Source organism: Bacillus sp. GS3m_15504 (assembly GCF_055825275.1).
Genome location: NZ_JBVVNL010000004.1, coordinates 173,454 through 189,446, shown reverse-complemented (window position 1 = coordinate 189,446; position 15,993 = coordinate 173,454). Strand labels below are relative to the sequence as shown.

Below are 15,993 nucleotides of genomic sequence, written 5' to 3'. Positions count from 1 at the left end.
TTAAAGAGGTTCTTTTTTTGTAAACTTTTTATTTTTTTGATTGACAGTGATAATGAAAATCATTATCATTTATTCGAGAAATGATTACATTTCGAATTATATATTTCGGAGGAGATGTAAGGTTGAAACAAAATAAAAGAAAACGTATAAATGCAATGGTTATAGCGGCGGCGTTATCACTGCCGTTTGCTGTTTATTCAACACCTGCTTTAGCGGCAGTGGCAATTGAGGCGAATAAAACTGGACATGTTTTAGAAGATGGTACATATGACGCTGTTATTAAGGCGTATAAAGATAAAACGAATGAAGAATCTATGGCAGCTGTTTATATAAAAAATCCGAAATTAACAATTGAGAATGGAAAGAAAATTGTAACGGCAACGTTAAGTGATAGTGATTTCTTCCAATATCTAAAAACAGAAGATATTCATACTCCTGGTGTATTTCATGATGTGAAAGTAATATCAGAAGATAAAAAGAAAAATGGAACGAAAGTGATTCAGTTTGAAGTGGGAGAATTAGGAAAAAGGTATAATATGCGAATGCATATTTATATTCCAACAATGGCCTATGATAATAAGTACCAAGTACAATTTGAAGTAAATACATTGAATTTAGATAAAGATGTTCCAGAAGAACAAAAGGAAAATAAGGAGGATAAATTGGATCAACAAGATGCGAATGTAATAATAGATAAGCAATTACAAAGGCATATTAATAAATATAACTTGAATAGAGAGAATTTAAATGCGCCAATAACTAAGGAAGATTTATTAAAAGTTAAATCTTTAATAGTCGTTGAAGCTAAAAGTAAAGGAATAAAAGACGTAAGCGGTCTAGAATATATGACGAACTTAGAAAACTTAACGTTGGAAGAAGTTAAGTTAGAAAATATAAAATTTATCTCGAATTTGAGGCAATTAAAATCAGTAAGTATAACCTATGCCGAACTTGAAGATATTGGACCTTTGGCTGAGTTAGAACATATTGAGAGTTTAAGCTTGAGAAATAATAAAATTTCAGATTTAAGCCCACTAAGTCAAATGAAGAAGATTAAATTGCTAGATTTAAATAGTAATTATATAAAAGATATAAAGCCATTATTTACAGTGAAATCTTTAAGGACTTTAACTGTAGCAAATAATCAAATTAGTAATGCAGGTCTTGAAGGAGTTCACCAATTAAAGAATTTAAAGACATTTGAAATAAGCAATAATGGATTGAGTAATGTCGAACATATTAATGGAATGAATAAATTAATTGAATTAGGGCTTTCCAAAAATGAATTAGTAGATCTTACACCATTATCAAAATTATCAGGGTTACAAAAACTAAATTTAGAAGAAAACTTTATTTCAGATATAACGCCACTTAGTCAATTAACAAGTTTATATGATTTAAAACTAGGTTCAAATGAAATTCGTGATGTTAGACCGGTTCAAGAGCTAGGAAAAAGAATGTATATTGATATTCAAAGACAAAAAATCTTTTTAGATGATGTAGAAAAAGATAAGGAAGTTAAAATACCTATCTATAATTTACAAGGAGAGCCAATTGATACTATTCAATTGAATAGTGAAGATGGAATAGTTAATAATGGTTCTGTTAAATGGGGTACTACCGGTGAAAAAACATACGAATTTATGTTAGATATAAAGCCAGAAGAGAATCGTATTAAGTTTAATGGAACAGTAATTCAAAATGTTGTTGAAAGGTTAGATGAAATAAAAGAGGATAATGAACAAAAGGAAAGTGTAATTCTCGATAAAACTTTACAACAACATATTAATAAAGAGAATTTAGGTAGAGAGAATTTAAACGCTCCTATCACAAAAGAAGATTTATTACAGATTAAAAAATTAGAGATACTTAAAGAAAAAGGAAAAGAGATAAAAGATATAACAGGTTTAGAGTACATGACGAACTTAGAAAAACTCACTTTAGAAGGAGTAGGTTTAAAGAATCTCGAATTTATCTCGAACTTAGAAAAGTTGAACGATGTGAATGTATCTCATAATCAAATTGAGGATATAACACCACTATCTGCATTAAAAAATCTACAATGGTTAAATCTTGCGGACAATCATATTAAAGATGTATCGGTTCTCGGTTCCATGCTAGATTTACTTAGCTTAAAATTATCTGGAAATGAGATTCGTGATGTAAGGCCGTTAATACAATTAGGTCAGTGGTTTTCAATTGATGTGGGAAGACAAAAAATCGTTTTAAGTGAAGCGAAAGTAAATGAGGAAATTCAAGTTCCTGTATATGATTTAGAAGGAGAAAGTATTGAGAATATTAAATTGATAAGCGAAGGAGGGACGTTTAATAACGGAGTAATAAAATGGAATACCCCAGGTGAAAAGGTATATAAATTTGATTTAGATTCTGATGGAATTAGCATAAGGTTTAACGGAACAGTTATACAGAGTATAGTGGAAAAAGAAGAAGTGAAAGAACCGGTAAAAGAAGTTGAAGAAGCAAAAGAAGAAGTGAAAGAACCGGTAAAAGAAGTTGAAGAAGCAAAAGAAGAAGTGAAAGAACCGGTAAAAGAAGTTGAAGAAACAAAAGAAGAAGTAAAAGAGCCGGTAAAAGAAGTTGAAGAAGCAAAAGAAGAAGTGAAAGAACCGGTAAAAGAAGTTGAAGAAGCAAAAGAAGAAGTGAAAGAACCGGTAAAAGAAGTTGAAGAAACAAAAGAAGAAATAAAAGAGCCGGTAGAAGAAGTTGAAGGTACAAAAGAAGAAGTAAAAGGGCCGGTAAAAGAAGTTGAAGGTACAAAAGAAGAAGTAAAAGAGCCAATAAAAGAAGTTGAAGAAGCGAAAGAACCAAAGAAAGAAGTAAAAGAATCAGCAACAGGATTGGATCAAGAGCCAAAAGGGAAAAATCAAGTTGTTGAAAACGAGGGAAGAAAAGCAGACACTTTAAATAAACAATATACTAATAAGCCAGAGGAAGGCAAGAAATCTTTACCATCAACAGGCGGTGAAGCTAGCACATCGACTTTACTTTCTGGCATAACACTTGTTCTTTCCGCACTAAGTATGTTCGTATTTAGAAAGAGGTTATTTAAGAAATAAAAAACGATAAATCTTATTATTGTGTATAATTGATATTTATTGAGAAGACATTATCATGGCAGTTTCATTAGAAAAATGCATATGATAATGTCTTTTTGTATGAGAGAAGGATATTAATAGGCATTGTCTAAGTGTATTAGAAAAGGAGGAGAAGTTATGCATATTAGTTCAATTTCAAAGGTTAAAGAAATTGCATCATTTATTGCAAATATGAACAAGGATGCTACTCATCATGTTGGCTATTGTGGAGATTAGAAAGAGGAGTTGTTACATACAATTTTTCATGATTTTTCTCATATAGGTTGGGAAAAATCTTTTGTTGTTACTTATGAAAATAATAAAATAATTGGTGTATTAGGGTTTGATATAGATGAAGTAAAGAAATGTGCAGAGATATGGGGACCGTTTATTAAAGCAGAGAATTGGGAAGAAGTTGCTTTACATATGTGGAAGGAACTTATAGAAAAGGTGCCTTTTCATATTGAAAAATTTTATGGTTTTTATCATGTGGAAAATAATAATTGTGCCCGTTTAATGAAGAAGTTACATGCAAAAGAACAAGGTCGACATAGTATTTTCAGTTTAAGTCATAATACTGTGGAAGAGCGCAGTATATGTAATGTAGAAGAAGCTTTACCAAAAGTGTTTGGGCAGTTTGTCGCTTTACACAATTATGTTTTTCCTAATACATATTATGAAGGAAATGAAATTATTGGACGTTTAAGTGATACGAATAAATTATTTGTAAGTATGAAGAATGAGAAGTTAGAAGGTTACGTATATGTAGAAGTAAACCCGGAGTTTCAAGAAGCGAATATCGAATTTATTGCAACTGCTGAAAATAGTAGAAGAAAAGGTGTAGGAGAGCGTTTATTACAAGCAGCAATTCAGTATATTTTCTCGTTCCAAGGGATGAGAGAGATAGAACTATGTTTGAATACGAATAATGATCGTGCGGTGAAGTTGTACAAGAAAGTAGGTTTTGAAGAGAAGGCATGTTTACAACACTATATAATAGAGTAAAAAACCCATTCATATGAAAATGATATTTCATATGAATGGGTTTTATTCATTTACTTTTTTCCTCATTCATCACGGATTTAGAAGTAATTTAAGGCGCCAATCGTTACATAACCTTTTTTATTTTTTTCGGAACTTCTTTCGTTTGCGAATTAATATCTTCTTTTCGGAGCTCTTTAAAGAGCGAAGTAACCATAAGAACGACTACGATAGAAAATGGTAGTGCTGCGATTATAGCTGCAATTTGTAGTGCATTTAACCCTCCAGCTTGTAATAAAATAGCTGCGATTATCGCGATTGTTAATCCCCATATAAGTTTCAAACTATTTTTCGGTGATAAGCTTCCGTTACTCGTTTGCATAGAAACAACAAATGTTGCCGAGTCGGCAGAAGTAACGAAAAATGTGGCTACTAAAATTAACCCGATAATTGTTAAAAATGTAGAGAACGGTAGATGTGAAATAACAGCAAATAATCCAATCTCTGTCCCGTTTTTTGCGATTTCATCAGCTACTCCAAGGGATTGGAACATTTCCATATGGATAGCGGTGCCGCCAAATACTGCAAACCAAAATGTGCAGATGAGAGTTGGGACTAATACAACTCCAAAAATAAATTCTTTTATTGTGCGCCCTTTAGAAATACGGGCGATGAATGTACCGACGAATGGAGACCAGGAGATCCACCATCCCCAATAGAAAATAGTCCAGTTTTCTATCCAAGAAGAAGATTTTTCATTAAATGCTCCTAAATTTAATCCCATACTAGGTAAAGCTCCAATATAAGAACCGAGTGTAGATGTGAAATATTTCATAATAAATACAGTTGGTCCTAAAAGTAAAAAGGAGACGAGTAATATACCTGCAAGAGAGAAATTTAAGTTACTCAAATATTTAATCCCACGATCTAAGCCTGTTTGTGCACTTGTTAAATATAAAACAGCGAAGATGGCGATAAGTACGAGCTGTGTAAGTAAAGTGTTATGAATAGAAGGGAATAAATAGCTTAATCCTCCGGCGATTTGTTGAGCACCAATCCCAACAGATGGCACAATACCAAATACTGTGGCTAAAACAGCTAAAATATCAACTGTTTTTCCGATAGGAGAATTCTTCGATCGATTAAATAATGGAGTAACTGTAGCGCCAATTGTGCTACCTTTTTGTTTGCGGAATGTGAAATATGCAATTGTTAAAGCAACCATTGCGTATAGTGCCCATGGAAAGAGGCCCCAGTGGAAAAATGAATATTGCATAGCGAGTTTGGCACTTTCCTCTGTACCTGCTTTTCCTGTTAATGGATCTGTAAAATGTGAAATCGGTTCAGCGATTCCATAAAAGAGGAGTCCAATTCCCATTCCTGCTCCAAACAACATGGATAGCCAAGATGGATAACTATACTTTGGTTTTTCTCCATCTTTACCAAGACGAATAGAACCGTATTTAGAGAATGCTAAATACGTGGCTAAAATAATCATTGCAGTCATAAGTAGAGAGTAAAACCATCCAAATTTATTGAGGATAAATGAGTTTAAAGAAGATGTAACGCTTTGTAAATCATAGCCTTGTATCCAACTTGCCGGGGTAATTCCCCATATGATAAATAATGTTGTTAGCAAGATGGAGATATAGAATACACTGTTTTCTTTTTTTATCATAGAATCCCACCCTTGTTTAATAAAGTTAACAATTATATTAATCATAACAATTGAAGGGGTAATTGTCAAAAAATTCGATTTTTAACATGTGTAAAAGGACTATTTAATCGCTATAGATTCATAACTATTGGCGGCTATATAGTGGGGAAATTGTTCACGATATGTACAAAATGTAAGAAGAAATAATATGAAATATTGCATTTTATATTGTTGTATCTAGATTTTATGTTAAATTCGTGAATGGAATATTTGAATAGGGGGCAAGGATATGAACAAGAAATCAAAGATCAATAAAGTGATGCTTAGCATTAGTACAATGGCTCTATCACTGGGGGCAATTCAAACTCATGTATCAGCAGAAGAAAAGGTGCCATATAATGTATTACATTCGAAACCAGTTGGAATTGAAAAACCAGTAGATGAGATTGGACACGTTTCTAAAGCGGAGGAAACATTATCGTTTCAAGAACGGCTAAAAGTAGGAGACTTTTCACAGCGACCAGCATCTATTACGAACAAAGTGACAGTAAAGCAAGTTAAAGAAAGCTATTCAATGGCTGATTTAAACAAAATGAATAATCAAGAATTAGTTGAAACGTTAGGCAGTATTAAGTGGCATCAAATTACAGACTTATTCCAGTTTAACGAAGATGCAAAAGCCTTTTATAAAGATAAAGGGAAAATGCAAGTCGTTATAGATGAATTAGCTCATCGGGGTAGTACATTTACAAAGGATGATTCAAAAGGAATTCAAACGTTTACGGAAGTGTTACGTTCAGCTTTTTATCTGGCATTTTATAATAACGAGTTAAGTGAATTAAATGAAAGAAGCTTCCAGGACAAATGTTTACCTGCTTTAAAAGCAATCGCAAAAAATCCAAACTTTAAGCTTGGTACAACTGAACAAGATACAGTCGTATCTGCATACGGTAAATTAATTAGTAATGCGTCAAGCGATGTTGAAACAGTTCAATACGCATCGAATATTTTAAAGCAATACAATGATAATTTTACTACGTATGTAAATGATCGAATGAAGGGACAAGCAATATACGATATTATGCAAGGGATTGACTATGATATACAGTCTTACTTAATTGAGGCTCGTAAAGAAGCGAATGAAACGATGTGGTATGGAAAAGTAGATGGGTTTATTAATGAAATAAATCGTATCGCTCTTCTAAATGAAGTAACACCAGAAAATAAGTGGCTCGTTAATAATGGAATTTACTTTGCTAGTCGTTTAGGGAAGTTTCATAGCAATCCAAATAAAGGATTAGAAGTTGTGACACAGGCAATGCATATGTATCCACGTTTAAGTGAACCGTATTTTGTCGCAGTAGAACAAATTACAACAAATTATAACGGAAAAGATTATAGCGGGAATACAGTAGATTTAGAGAAAATACGTAAAGAAGGAAAAGAGCAATACTTACCAAAAACGTATACATTCGACGATGGATCAATTGTGTTCAAAACAGGAGATAAAGTATCAGAAGAAAAAATTAAGAGACTATATTGGGCTGCAAAGGAAGTAAAAGCGCAGTATCATCGTGTAATTGGGAATGACAAAGCGTTAGAGCCGGGCAATGCAGATGATATATTAACGATAGTAATTTATAACAGTCCAGAAGAGTACCAATTAAATAGACAACTGTATGGATATGAAACGAACAACGGTGGAATTTATATTGAAGAAACAGGAACATTCTTTACATATGAACGCACGCCAGAACAAAGCATTTATAGTTTAGAAGAGTTATTCCGCCATGAGTTTACCCATTATCTGCAAGGGAGATATGAAGTGCCAGGTTTATTTGGAAGAGGAGATATGTATCAAAATGAAAGGTTAACTTGGTTCCAAGAAGGAAATGCAGAATTTTTCGCAGGGTCTACTCGAACAAATAATGTAGTACCGAGAAAGAGCATCATTAGCGGATTATCATCTGATCCTGCAAGCCGTTATACAGCAGAGCGTACACTATTTGCTAAATACGGTTCTTGGGATTTCTATAATTACTCGTTCGCATTGCAGTCTTACTTATATACGCATCAGTTTGAAACATTTGATAAAATTCAAGATTTGATTCGTGCGAATGACGTGAAAAATTATGATGCATATCGTGAAAATCTAAGTAAAGATCCTAAGTTAAATAAAGCGTATCAAGAGTATATGCAGCAGTTAATTGATAATCAAGATAAATATAATGTACCGGAAGTAGCAGATGATTATTTAGCTGAACATGCACCAAAATCGTTAACAGCAGTAGAGAAAGAAATTAGTGATACGTTGCCGATGAAAGATGCAAAAATGACAAAACATAGCTCCCAATTCTTTAATACATTTACATTAGAAGGTACGTATACAGGTAGTGTAACAAAAGGTGAGTCAGAAGATTGGAACGCAATGAGTAAGAAAATAAATGAATCTTTGGAACAATTGGCGCAAAAAGAATGGAGTGGCTACAAAACTATTACAGCATACTTCGTCAATTATCGTGTGAATAGCTCAAATGAATTTGAATATGATGTAGTCTTCCATGGAATCGCAAAAGATGATGGAGAAAATAAAGCTCCAACGGTTAATATAAATGGCCCTTATAGTGGTCTTGTAAAAGAGGGAATTCAATTTAAAAGTGATGGCTCAAACGATGAAGATGGAAAAATTGTTTCTTATTTATGGGAATTTGGAGATGGAAGCACAAGTGCAGAAGTTAATCCAGTACATGTATATGAAAGAGAAGGTTCTTATAAAGTAGCGTTAATAGTAAAAGATGATAAAGGGAGAGAGAGCAAAAGCGAAACAACTGTTACGATTAAAGGTGGAAGTTTAACAGAATCAGAACCAAATAATCGCCCAGAGGAAGCAAATCGTATCGGGCTAAATAGTACGATAAAAGGTAGTCTTATTGGCGGGGACCACACTGATGTTTATACATTTAATGTAGCATCAGCGAAAGATATCGATATTTCCGTTTTAAATGAGTATGGAATTGGGATGACATGGGTACTTCACCATGAATCAGATATGCAAAATTATGCTGCTTACGGTCAAGCAAATGGAAATCATATAGAGGCAAACTTTAATGCAAAACCAGGTAAGTATTACTTGTATGTATATAAATATGATAATGGCGATGGAACATACGAATTATCAGTAAAATAAGTGCTTTTCCAATGTATGTTTAACTTTACTTTTTGTGGAAAATAGTATATTATATAGATATATAATATATCGGTTATTTTCTAGGAGGAGCCTGTCACAATGGGTTTCTCCTGTTCTTTTTTAGAGGCCTGTATTGCAGGCTTTTCTTTAAAGGTTAAATAACTGAAAATTAAGAACAATAATCTTTGGAAGAGGTGGGGCATACACATAACAAAAAAGGGATTGTTTAAGAGAGGGGGATAAGAAATGGTTTTGTTTGGTTATCCACTTGAGACAATTTATTTATATGGATTTATTATTGCTACTATACTCACTGTGATTTATATCTTTTTTGGGGATATATTTGAATCCATATTTAGTTTTGGAGGCGGATCGGTATCCGTTGCTACTTTATTGCTTAGTTTTTTCGCCATGTTATGTGGACTTAGTTATATAGGAGAATATTTATTTTCCTTTAATAGTATTCTTATTTTCGTGGCTGCATTTGCTATATCCTTTATTGGTGTATTCATAATGAAAATATTAATTTTAAAGCCAATTGCAGAAGCAGAACAAAATACTGTACAACGTATGGATGAATTCATTGGTTGCAAGGGAGAAGTCATTACGACAATTCCTACAGAAGGATTTGGTGAAGTATTAATCTCCTCCCAATTTGGAAGTAATGCAATTCCAGCTAAAACAATTGGGAAAAAAGATATTTCACAAGGAACTGAAGTTATTATCGAGGGAGTCCAAGATGGTGTTTTGCTTGTACAAAACATCGCTTATTCTTTAAAAAAACCAAAATTATAAGGGGGAATTTACATGACAATTCCATTAATTATTGGTGGAGTTTTACTTGCAATTTTAATTCTACTCATTTTAGTATTCATTACGAAGTATCGAACAGTTGGACCAGATGAAGCGTTAATTGTTACAGGGAACTGGCTTGGTGGTGGGAAAAATGTAGTTACCACTGATGATGGAAAGAAGATTAAGATTATTCGCGGTGGCGGTACATTCGTAGTTCCAATTATGCAAAGAGCAGAACCTTTAAGCCTACTAAATTATAAGTTAGAAGTGGGTACACGCGATACGTATACGAAGCAAGGTGTTCCAGTTACAGTAAATGGTGTTTCTATTATTAAAGTAGGTTCTACAATCGAAGAAGTATCTACAGCAGCTGAGCAATATTTAGGAAAAGAAACAGAGGAATTAAAGGTAGAAGCAAAAGAGGTTTTAGAAGGTCATTTACGTGCGATATTATCTTCTATGACAGTAGAAGATGCGTATAGTAATAGAGAGCAATTTGCTCAAAAGGTGCATGAAGTAGCTTCTACAGATTTAAAGAAAATGGGTCTTCGCATCGTTTCCTTTACAATTAAAGAAATCATGGATAAGAACGGTTACTTAGATGCACTTGGTCAGCCGCAAATTGCGACAGTTAAGCGTGATGCAACAATTGCAAATGCAGAGCGTGAAAAGGAAGCTCGTATTGAAAAAGCTCGTGCTGAGAAAGAAGCGAAAGAAGCTGAATACCAACGTGATGCCCAAATCGCTGAAGCTGAAAAACATAAAGAATTAAAAGTACAATCTTATAAGAGAGAGCAAGAGCAAGCCCGTGCAGATGCGGATCTTTCTTACGAATTACAACAAGCGAAAGCGCAACAAGGTGTTACAGAAGAGCAAATGCGCGTTAAAATCATTGAGCGTGAGAAACAAATTGAATTAGAAGAAAAAGAGATTGCGCGTCGTGAAAAGCAATACGATGCAGAAGTAAAGAAAAAAGCAGATGCAGATCGCTATGCTGTTGAGCAATCAGCGGAAGCAGAAAAAGTAAAACAAATTAAAAAGGCAGATGCGGATCAATATAAGATTGAAGCTGAAGCGAGAGCTCGTGCAGAAGAAGTACGTGTAGAAGGTTTAGCGAAGGCGGAAATCGAAAAAGCACAAGGTCAAGCGAAAGCAGAAGTACAAAAAGCACAAGGTACGGCGGAAGCAGATGTTATTAGGTTAAAAGGTTTAGCAGAAGCAGAAGCGAAACAAAAAATTGCAGAGGCATTTGAATTATATGGCCAAGCGGCAATTATGGATATGGTACTTAAAATGCTTCCAAGTTATGCGAAGGAAGTTGCAAGTCCACTTAGCAACATTGATAAAATTACAGTTGTCGATACAGGCGGTGGTGGGAAAAATAGCGGCGCCGGAAAAGTTGCAGGTTATGCGACTGATTTAATGGCAACGATGCAAGAAACATTAAAAGCTTCTTCTGGTATTGATTTAAAAGAGTTATTAGAAGGATTTGCTGGAAAAGGAGCAGTACATCAATTATCAAACGATAAACCTGTTGTATCTGTAGTAGAAGATGAGAAAAAAGAAGTAGAAAAAGATAAAGATAAAGAATAGTATAGTGGGTGGAACCTCTAGTAAGTGAGATACTAGAGGTTCTTCTATGAATTATAATATTTCGAATAATTTACATTTTAATATATTGTTTTAATTATTTAATTTATATAGAATGAAAAAGGTATGTATTAACTCTTTAATAGAAAAAAGAGATAAAGAGTTGATGCTTCTTAATCGTATAATTTATATAAAAGAATTGAATGTAAGATAATTACATTTAAAACGGTATGGAGGGGTAGAAATATGCTTCAAGGGAAATTAAGAAGAAGTAGTTTAAAAGCAAAGTTACTTGTATCATTTGTTATTGTATTAATTCTTCCAAGTATTGTAATTGGTTGGACGTCTTATCAACAAGCGAAGACAAATTTTAATGAAACAATCTTACAATCAGCGGAAGATAACGTAAAGATTTTAAATAATGTTATTAACAAAGAGATAGACAGTAAAAAGGTAGATGCAGTATATTTTACAAAGTTATTTAATGGAGTAAGTTACGGCACGGATCAGCTTCAAAATGTACAAAATAAATTAGAAGAATATAATAAATTACATCCAGAAATAGAAGCAATTTATACAGGATCTAGTACGGGACAATTTATTCAATCACCGTCTATTCAAATGCCAGATGGTTATAATCCTACCGAAAGAGATTGGTATAAAGAAGCAGCGAAAAAAAGCGGAGAAGTGGTTATTACACCTCCATATAAGTCAAGTACAACAGGGAATATTGTTATTACAATAGCAAAACAGAATGAGGATAAAAGTGGTGTTCTCGGTATTGATTTAATTATTAATGATATTGTAAATACTTCGAAAATGGTCAATATTGGTAAAAAGGGATATGTAGCAATCTTCGACCAATCTAAACATGTAATAGCACATCCGACGATGAAACCAGGTGACAAAATAGAAGAAAAACTTGAGAAGGAATTGTACAAACAGGAAACAGGCGATTTTAAATTCAAACTCGATGGTGATGATCGTAATGTTACCTTTATAACAAATAAGCAGACTGGATGGAAAATAGCAGGAATTATGCCTTCAAAAGAAATTATTGAAGCAGCTAATCCTATTTTCTATAAAACGCTAACTGTTATTGGTATTTCATTAATAATTGGCGGGGTTTTAATTTACTTCATAATCGCTTCTATTATTAGTCCTTTAAAACAACTTGTTATATCATCAAAAAAGATTAGTGAAGGTGATTTAACAGAAACAATTACAGTTCATTCTAAAGATGAAATTGGGCAGCTAGGAGAAAGTTTTAACGAGATGGCGGCATCATTACATCATGTCATTTCCAATATAAATACTTCAGCAAGTCATGTAGCGGCATCTTCAGAAGAATTAACAGCTAGTATGAAGCAGACAAGTGAAGCGACGGAACAAATTACACAAGCAATAGAGCAAGTGTCGAGTGGATCAGAAATACAAACGAAAGAAGTTGAAGAAGGTGCAACATTATTAGAAGAAGTTACAGAAGGAATTCAGCGTGTTGCAGACAGTTCTTCATTAGTATCCACAGCATCTATGTATACGAAGAAAAAGGCTGAAGATGGTGGGAAGTTAGTTGAACAAACTGTAAATCAAATGCAATTAATCCATGAGTCTGTTTCACAATCAGATAAGGTTATTGTTTTGTTAGATGATAAATCAAAACAAATTGGGGCAATCCTTGAGGTGATTCAACATATTGCAGAGCAGACAAATTTATTAGCGCTAAATGCGGCAATTGAGGCTGCAAGAGCTGGAGAACAAGGAAGAGGATTTGCAATTGTAGCAGATGAAGTGCGAAAGCTAGCTGAACAATCAGGACAGTCTTCTACGGAAATTGGAAAACTAGTGAAAGAAATCCAATTTGATATAAAAGAAACGGTAAGTTCTATGAAGCAAGTTGGAACAGAAGTACAATCAGGGCTTGTAGTTGCAAATGAAACGAAGCAAAGCTTTGCTGAAATATTGAAATCTACGGATGATACAGCTGTACAAATTGATAATATGGTAGATGTAGCGAAGCAAATGACGTTAGATGCAAGACAAGTAAGTGCATCCATTAATGAAATTGCAGCTACGATTGAAGAAAATGCAGCAAGCGTTCAAAATATTGCTGGTTCCTCTGAAGAACAATTAGCTTCAGTAGACGAAATAAATGCAGCAGCAGTTCACTTATCACAAATGGCAGAGGAATTACAAGAGATGATTGGTAAGTTTAAAGTGTAATAATAAATGTTAAGAAACGAGGTAATAATTTTACTTCGTTTCTTTTTTTATGAAGAGAAAAAGACAGAAATATAGAGTAACCGTGTTATGATTAAGTATAATTGAAGAGACTGTATATTCTTTAAATTCTATCTTTAATCATGTTAGGGGAATGGTTTTGAAATTTAAAAAATTAAAACTACAACCGAGAATTACATTAACTATTAGTGCACTTATTTTAGTTGTACTCCTTTTAACGAGTTATTTATTTTATTACATATTATCTGAAACAGTAGAAGAGCAAATTGGCAAAAGAGCTTTGCATGTTGCGAAAACGGTTGCTGCTATACCAGAAATCAAGGAAGCTTTTCAAACAGAAAATCCAGCTTCTATTATTCAACCGATTGCGGAAAAAATTCGAATGGATACAGATGCTGATTTTATTGTAGTTGGAAATAAAGAAGGGATTCGTTATGCACATCCTAGGAAAGATAAAATAGGAGAAGCAATGGTTGGCGGAGATAACAAAGGAGTTTTATTAGAAGGGAAATCTTACGTTTCGAAAGCAACTGGATCATTAGGCCCTTCATTACGCGGAAAAGTTCCAATTCGTAATCAGGAAAATGAAATCATTGGTGTAGTGTCTGTTGGATTTTCAATGGATGATATTCATGGAGCGGTAGAAGTGTATGGAAAGCGTGTGTTTTGGATTACAATAATAGGTCTATTAATTGGAGTAATAGGCTCTATATATTTAGCTGGCAGTATAAAAAGAATGATGTTTGGAATGGAGCCAGAAGAAATTTCATCTTTATATGAAGAGCATAGTACAGTGATTCAATCTGTACGTGAAGGGATTATTGTCATTGATCAAAATGGCATGATTAGTTTAGTCAATCAAGCAGCTTATGATATTCTTTCGCTCGATGAACAACGAAATATTATTGGAGAATTTATTTTAGATATAATTCCTAATTCAACGATATTAGATGTACTTCAAACTGGTGAAGAACAGTTTGATCGTCAATTAAATATAAAAGGGCAGGCTGTTATTGCGAACCGTCTACCCATTAAAGTGAAAAATAAAGTAACTGGTGTTGTATCGAGCTTGCGTTTGAAATCTGAAATGGATCAGTTAACAGCAGAATTATCTCAGACGAAGCAATATACAGAGGCATTACGAGCACAAACACATGAATATAACAATTTGTTGTATACGCTTTCAGGTCTTATCCAGCTAGAATTATATGAAGATGCTTTGGAGCTTATTCATAAGGAAACAGCGGTATATCAAGATTTTGTTCAATTTATTATGAAACGAATTCAAAATCCATGGTTAGGTGGGATTTTAATTGGATTCTATAATAGAGCAAGAGAGTTGAAGATTGATTTTATGCTAGATAGAGAAAGTAGCTTAGACAAATTAAGCCCGCATATTGAGAGTAATTATGTCGTTTCTATTTTAGGAAATTTAATTACGAATGCATTTGAAGCGATTGAAAGAAATGAAGAACATGATAAGAAGGTAAGAATGTTTGTAACTGATATCGGAGAAGAAATAGTAATTGAAGTGGAAGATTCAGGGCAAGGGGTTCATGATGAAATAATTACTAGCATATTCTATAAAGGCTTTTCGACGAAAGAAGGCGGGAAGAGAGGATATGGATTAACAAAAGTGAAAGAGTTAGTAGAAGATTTAAATGGGAGTATTGCAATCGAAAAAGGGGATTTAGGTGGTGCATTGTTTATTATTGCATTACCAAAAGAGAGAGGCGATTTGTAATGGGTGAGGAGATTGAAGTATTGATTGTAGAAGATGATATTCGAATTGCGGATATTCATCGTCGTTTTACTGAAAAGATTGAGGGATTTAAAGTAATTGGAACAGCAACAACTGGCGAACAAGCGAAAGAATGGCTAGATCTTGTGAAGCCACAGCTCGTTTTATTAGACGTGTACTTACCTGATATGCAAGGAACGGAACTTGTCACATATATTAGGCATCATTTACATGATACAGATATTATTATGATTACAGCTGCATCGGAAACAGATGTAGTGAGGCACGCCCTGCGGGGCGGAGTAACAGATTATATCGTAAAGCCACTTATGTTTGATCGATTTAAAGCAAGTTTGGAAAATTACCAAAAAAAGCTTGTGCAGTTAAAGAAAAATAACAAATTATCTATCGAACAAATAGAACATCTATGGTCTCAAAGAGGCGTAAAGGGAAATGAAATAGAATATGCCCCGAAAGGTATAGACCCCTTAACTTTAGCAAAAATAAAAAAGCATATGTTAACAGTGAATGAAGAAGGTATTACTGCGGAAGTGCTAAGCTCAATGGTCGGAGTAAGCAGATCGACAGCGAGGCGTTATTTAGAATATTTAATATCAGGAAAGAAAGTTCATGCGGAGCTTATATATGGGAGTGTTGGGAGACCAGAAAGAAGATATTTTCTTATTCCTTCATAATAAAAAACAGT

Annotated in this window: 8 protein-coding genes and 2 pseudogenes; 9 read left to right on the top strand and 1 reads right to left on the bottom strand. The window is 33.7% G+C overall.

Annotated elements, in window-relative coordinates; translation table 11 throughout:
• Positions 1–122: 122 nt before the first annotated feature.
• Together AC0L0O_RS24945 and AC0L0O_RS24940 are read left to right on the top strand one after the other, a co-directional pair.
• The gene (locus tag AC0L0O_RS24945; RefSeq protein ID WP_473786177.1) at positions 123–3,077 is read left to right on the top strand and encodes an NEAT domain-containing protein; all 2,955 of its coding nucleotides are present in this window, start codon (positions 123–125) and stop codon (positions 3,075–3,077) included.
• Positions 3,078–3,233: 156 nt separating this feature from the next.
• Positions 3,234–4,100: pseudogene (locus AC0L0O_RS24940) on the top strand (GNAT family N-acetyltransferase).
• 103 nt (positions 4,101–4,203) lie between these two features.
• Here the strand turns inward: AC0L0O_RS24940 and opuD are convergent.
• Positions 4,204–5,754, bottom strand: a complete 1,551-nt coding sequence (gene opuD, locus AC0L0O_RS24935; RefSeq protein WP_000591594.1) for a glycine betaine transporter OpuD — start codon at positions 5,752–5,754, stop codon at positions 4,204–4,206.
• A 268-nt stretch (positions 5,755–6,022) separates the two neighbouring features.
• Here opuD and colA point away from each other — a divergent pair, with 268 nt between their 5' ends.
• The 7 genes and pseudogenes from colA to AC0L0O_RS24900 all read left to right on the top strand — a co-directional run bounded on the left by colA (position 6,023) and on the right by AC0L0O_RS24900 (position 15,982).
• Positions 6,023–8,920, top strand: coding sequence for a collagenase ColA (colA, locus tag AC0L0O_RS24930; RefSeq protein ID WP_255181928.1), 2,898 nt, complete (start codon positions 6,023–6,025; stop codon positions 8,918–8,920).
• Positions 8,921–9,166: 246 nt separating this feature from the next.
• A complete protein-coding gene (locus AC0L0O_RS24925; RefSeq protein ID WP_000242435.1) occupies positions 9,167–9,715 on the top strand; it encodes an NfeD family protein in 549 nt (182 codons plus the stop codon).
• A gap of 12 nt (positions 9,716–9,727) precedes the next feature.
• Complete coding sequence (locus AC0L0O_RS24920; RefSeq protein WP_000155011.1) at positions 9,728–11,308, top strand: flotillin family protein; 1,581 nt, start codon at positions 9,728–9,730, stop codon at positions 11,306–11,308.
• 243 nt (positions 11,309–11,551) lie between these two features.
• Positions 11,552–12,586: pseudogene (locus tag AC0L0O_RS24915) on the top strand (HAMP domain-containing protein); the annotation flags it as partial.
• Positions 12,581–13,528 carry a methyl-accepting chemotaxis protein gene (locus AC0L0O_RS24910; protein ID WP_414629782.1) on the top strand — a complete coding sequence of 316 codons (948 nt, stop codon included), beginning with the start codon at positions 12,581–12,583 and terminating at the stop codon, positions 13,526–13,528. The pseudogene AC0L0O_RS24915 and the gene AC0L0O_RS24910, both read left to right, overlap by 6 nt.
• 151 nt (positions 13,529–13,679) lie before the next feature.
• The gene (locus AC0L0O_RS24905; protein ID WP_079998613.1) at positions 13,680–15,290 is read left to right on the top strand and encodes an ATP-binding protein; all 1,611 of its coding nucleotides are present in this window, start codon (positions 13,680–13,682) and stop codon (positions 15,288–15,290) included.
• Positions 15,290–15,982, top strand: a complete 693-nt coding sequence (locus AC0L0O_RS24900) for a response regulator (protein ID WP_000503444.1) — start codon at positions 15,290–15,292, stop codon at positions 15,980–15,982. The genes AC0L0O_RS24905 and AC0L0O_RS24900 overlap by 1 nt, the downstream gene beginning before the upstream one ends.
• Positions 15,983–15,993: the final 11 nt, after the last annotated feature.

Bases quoted from the DNA above. Each gene is read 5' to 3' on its own strand.
- opuD (WP_000591594.1), bottom strand. From the start codon at position 5,754: ATGATAAAAAAAGAAAACAGTGTATTCTATATCTCCATCTTGCTAACA.
- colA (WP_255181928.1), top strand. From the start codon at position 6,023: ATGAACAAGAAATCAAAGATCAATAAAGTGATGCTTAGCATTAGTACA.
- AC0L0O_RS24925 (WP_000242435.1), top strand. From the start codon at position 9,167: ATGGTTTTGTTTGGTTATCCACTTGAGACAATTTATTTATATGGATTT.
- AC0L0O_RS24920 (WP_000155011.1), top strand. From the start codon at position 9,728: ATGACAATTCCATTAATTATTGGTGGAGTTTTACTTGCAATTTTAATT.
- AC0L0O_RS24910 (WP_414629782.1), top strand. From the start codon at position 12,581: ATGGCGGCATCATTACATCATGTCATTTCCAATATAAATACTTCAGCA.
- AC0L0O_RS24905 (WP_079998613.1), top strand. From the start codon at position 13,680: ATGGTTTTGAAATTTAAAAAATTAAAACTACAACCGAGAATTACATTA.
- AC0L0O_RS24900 (WP_000503444.1), top strand. From the start codon at position 15,290: ATGGGTGAGGAGATTGAAGTATTGATTGTAGAAGATGATATTCGAATT.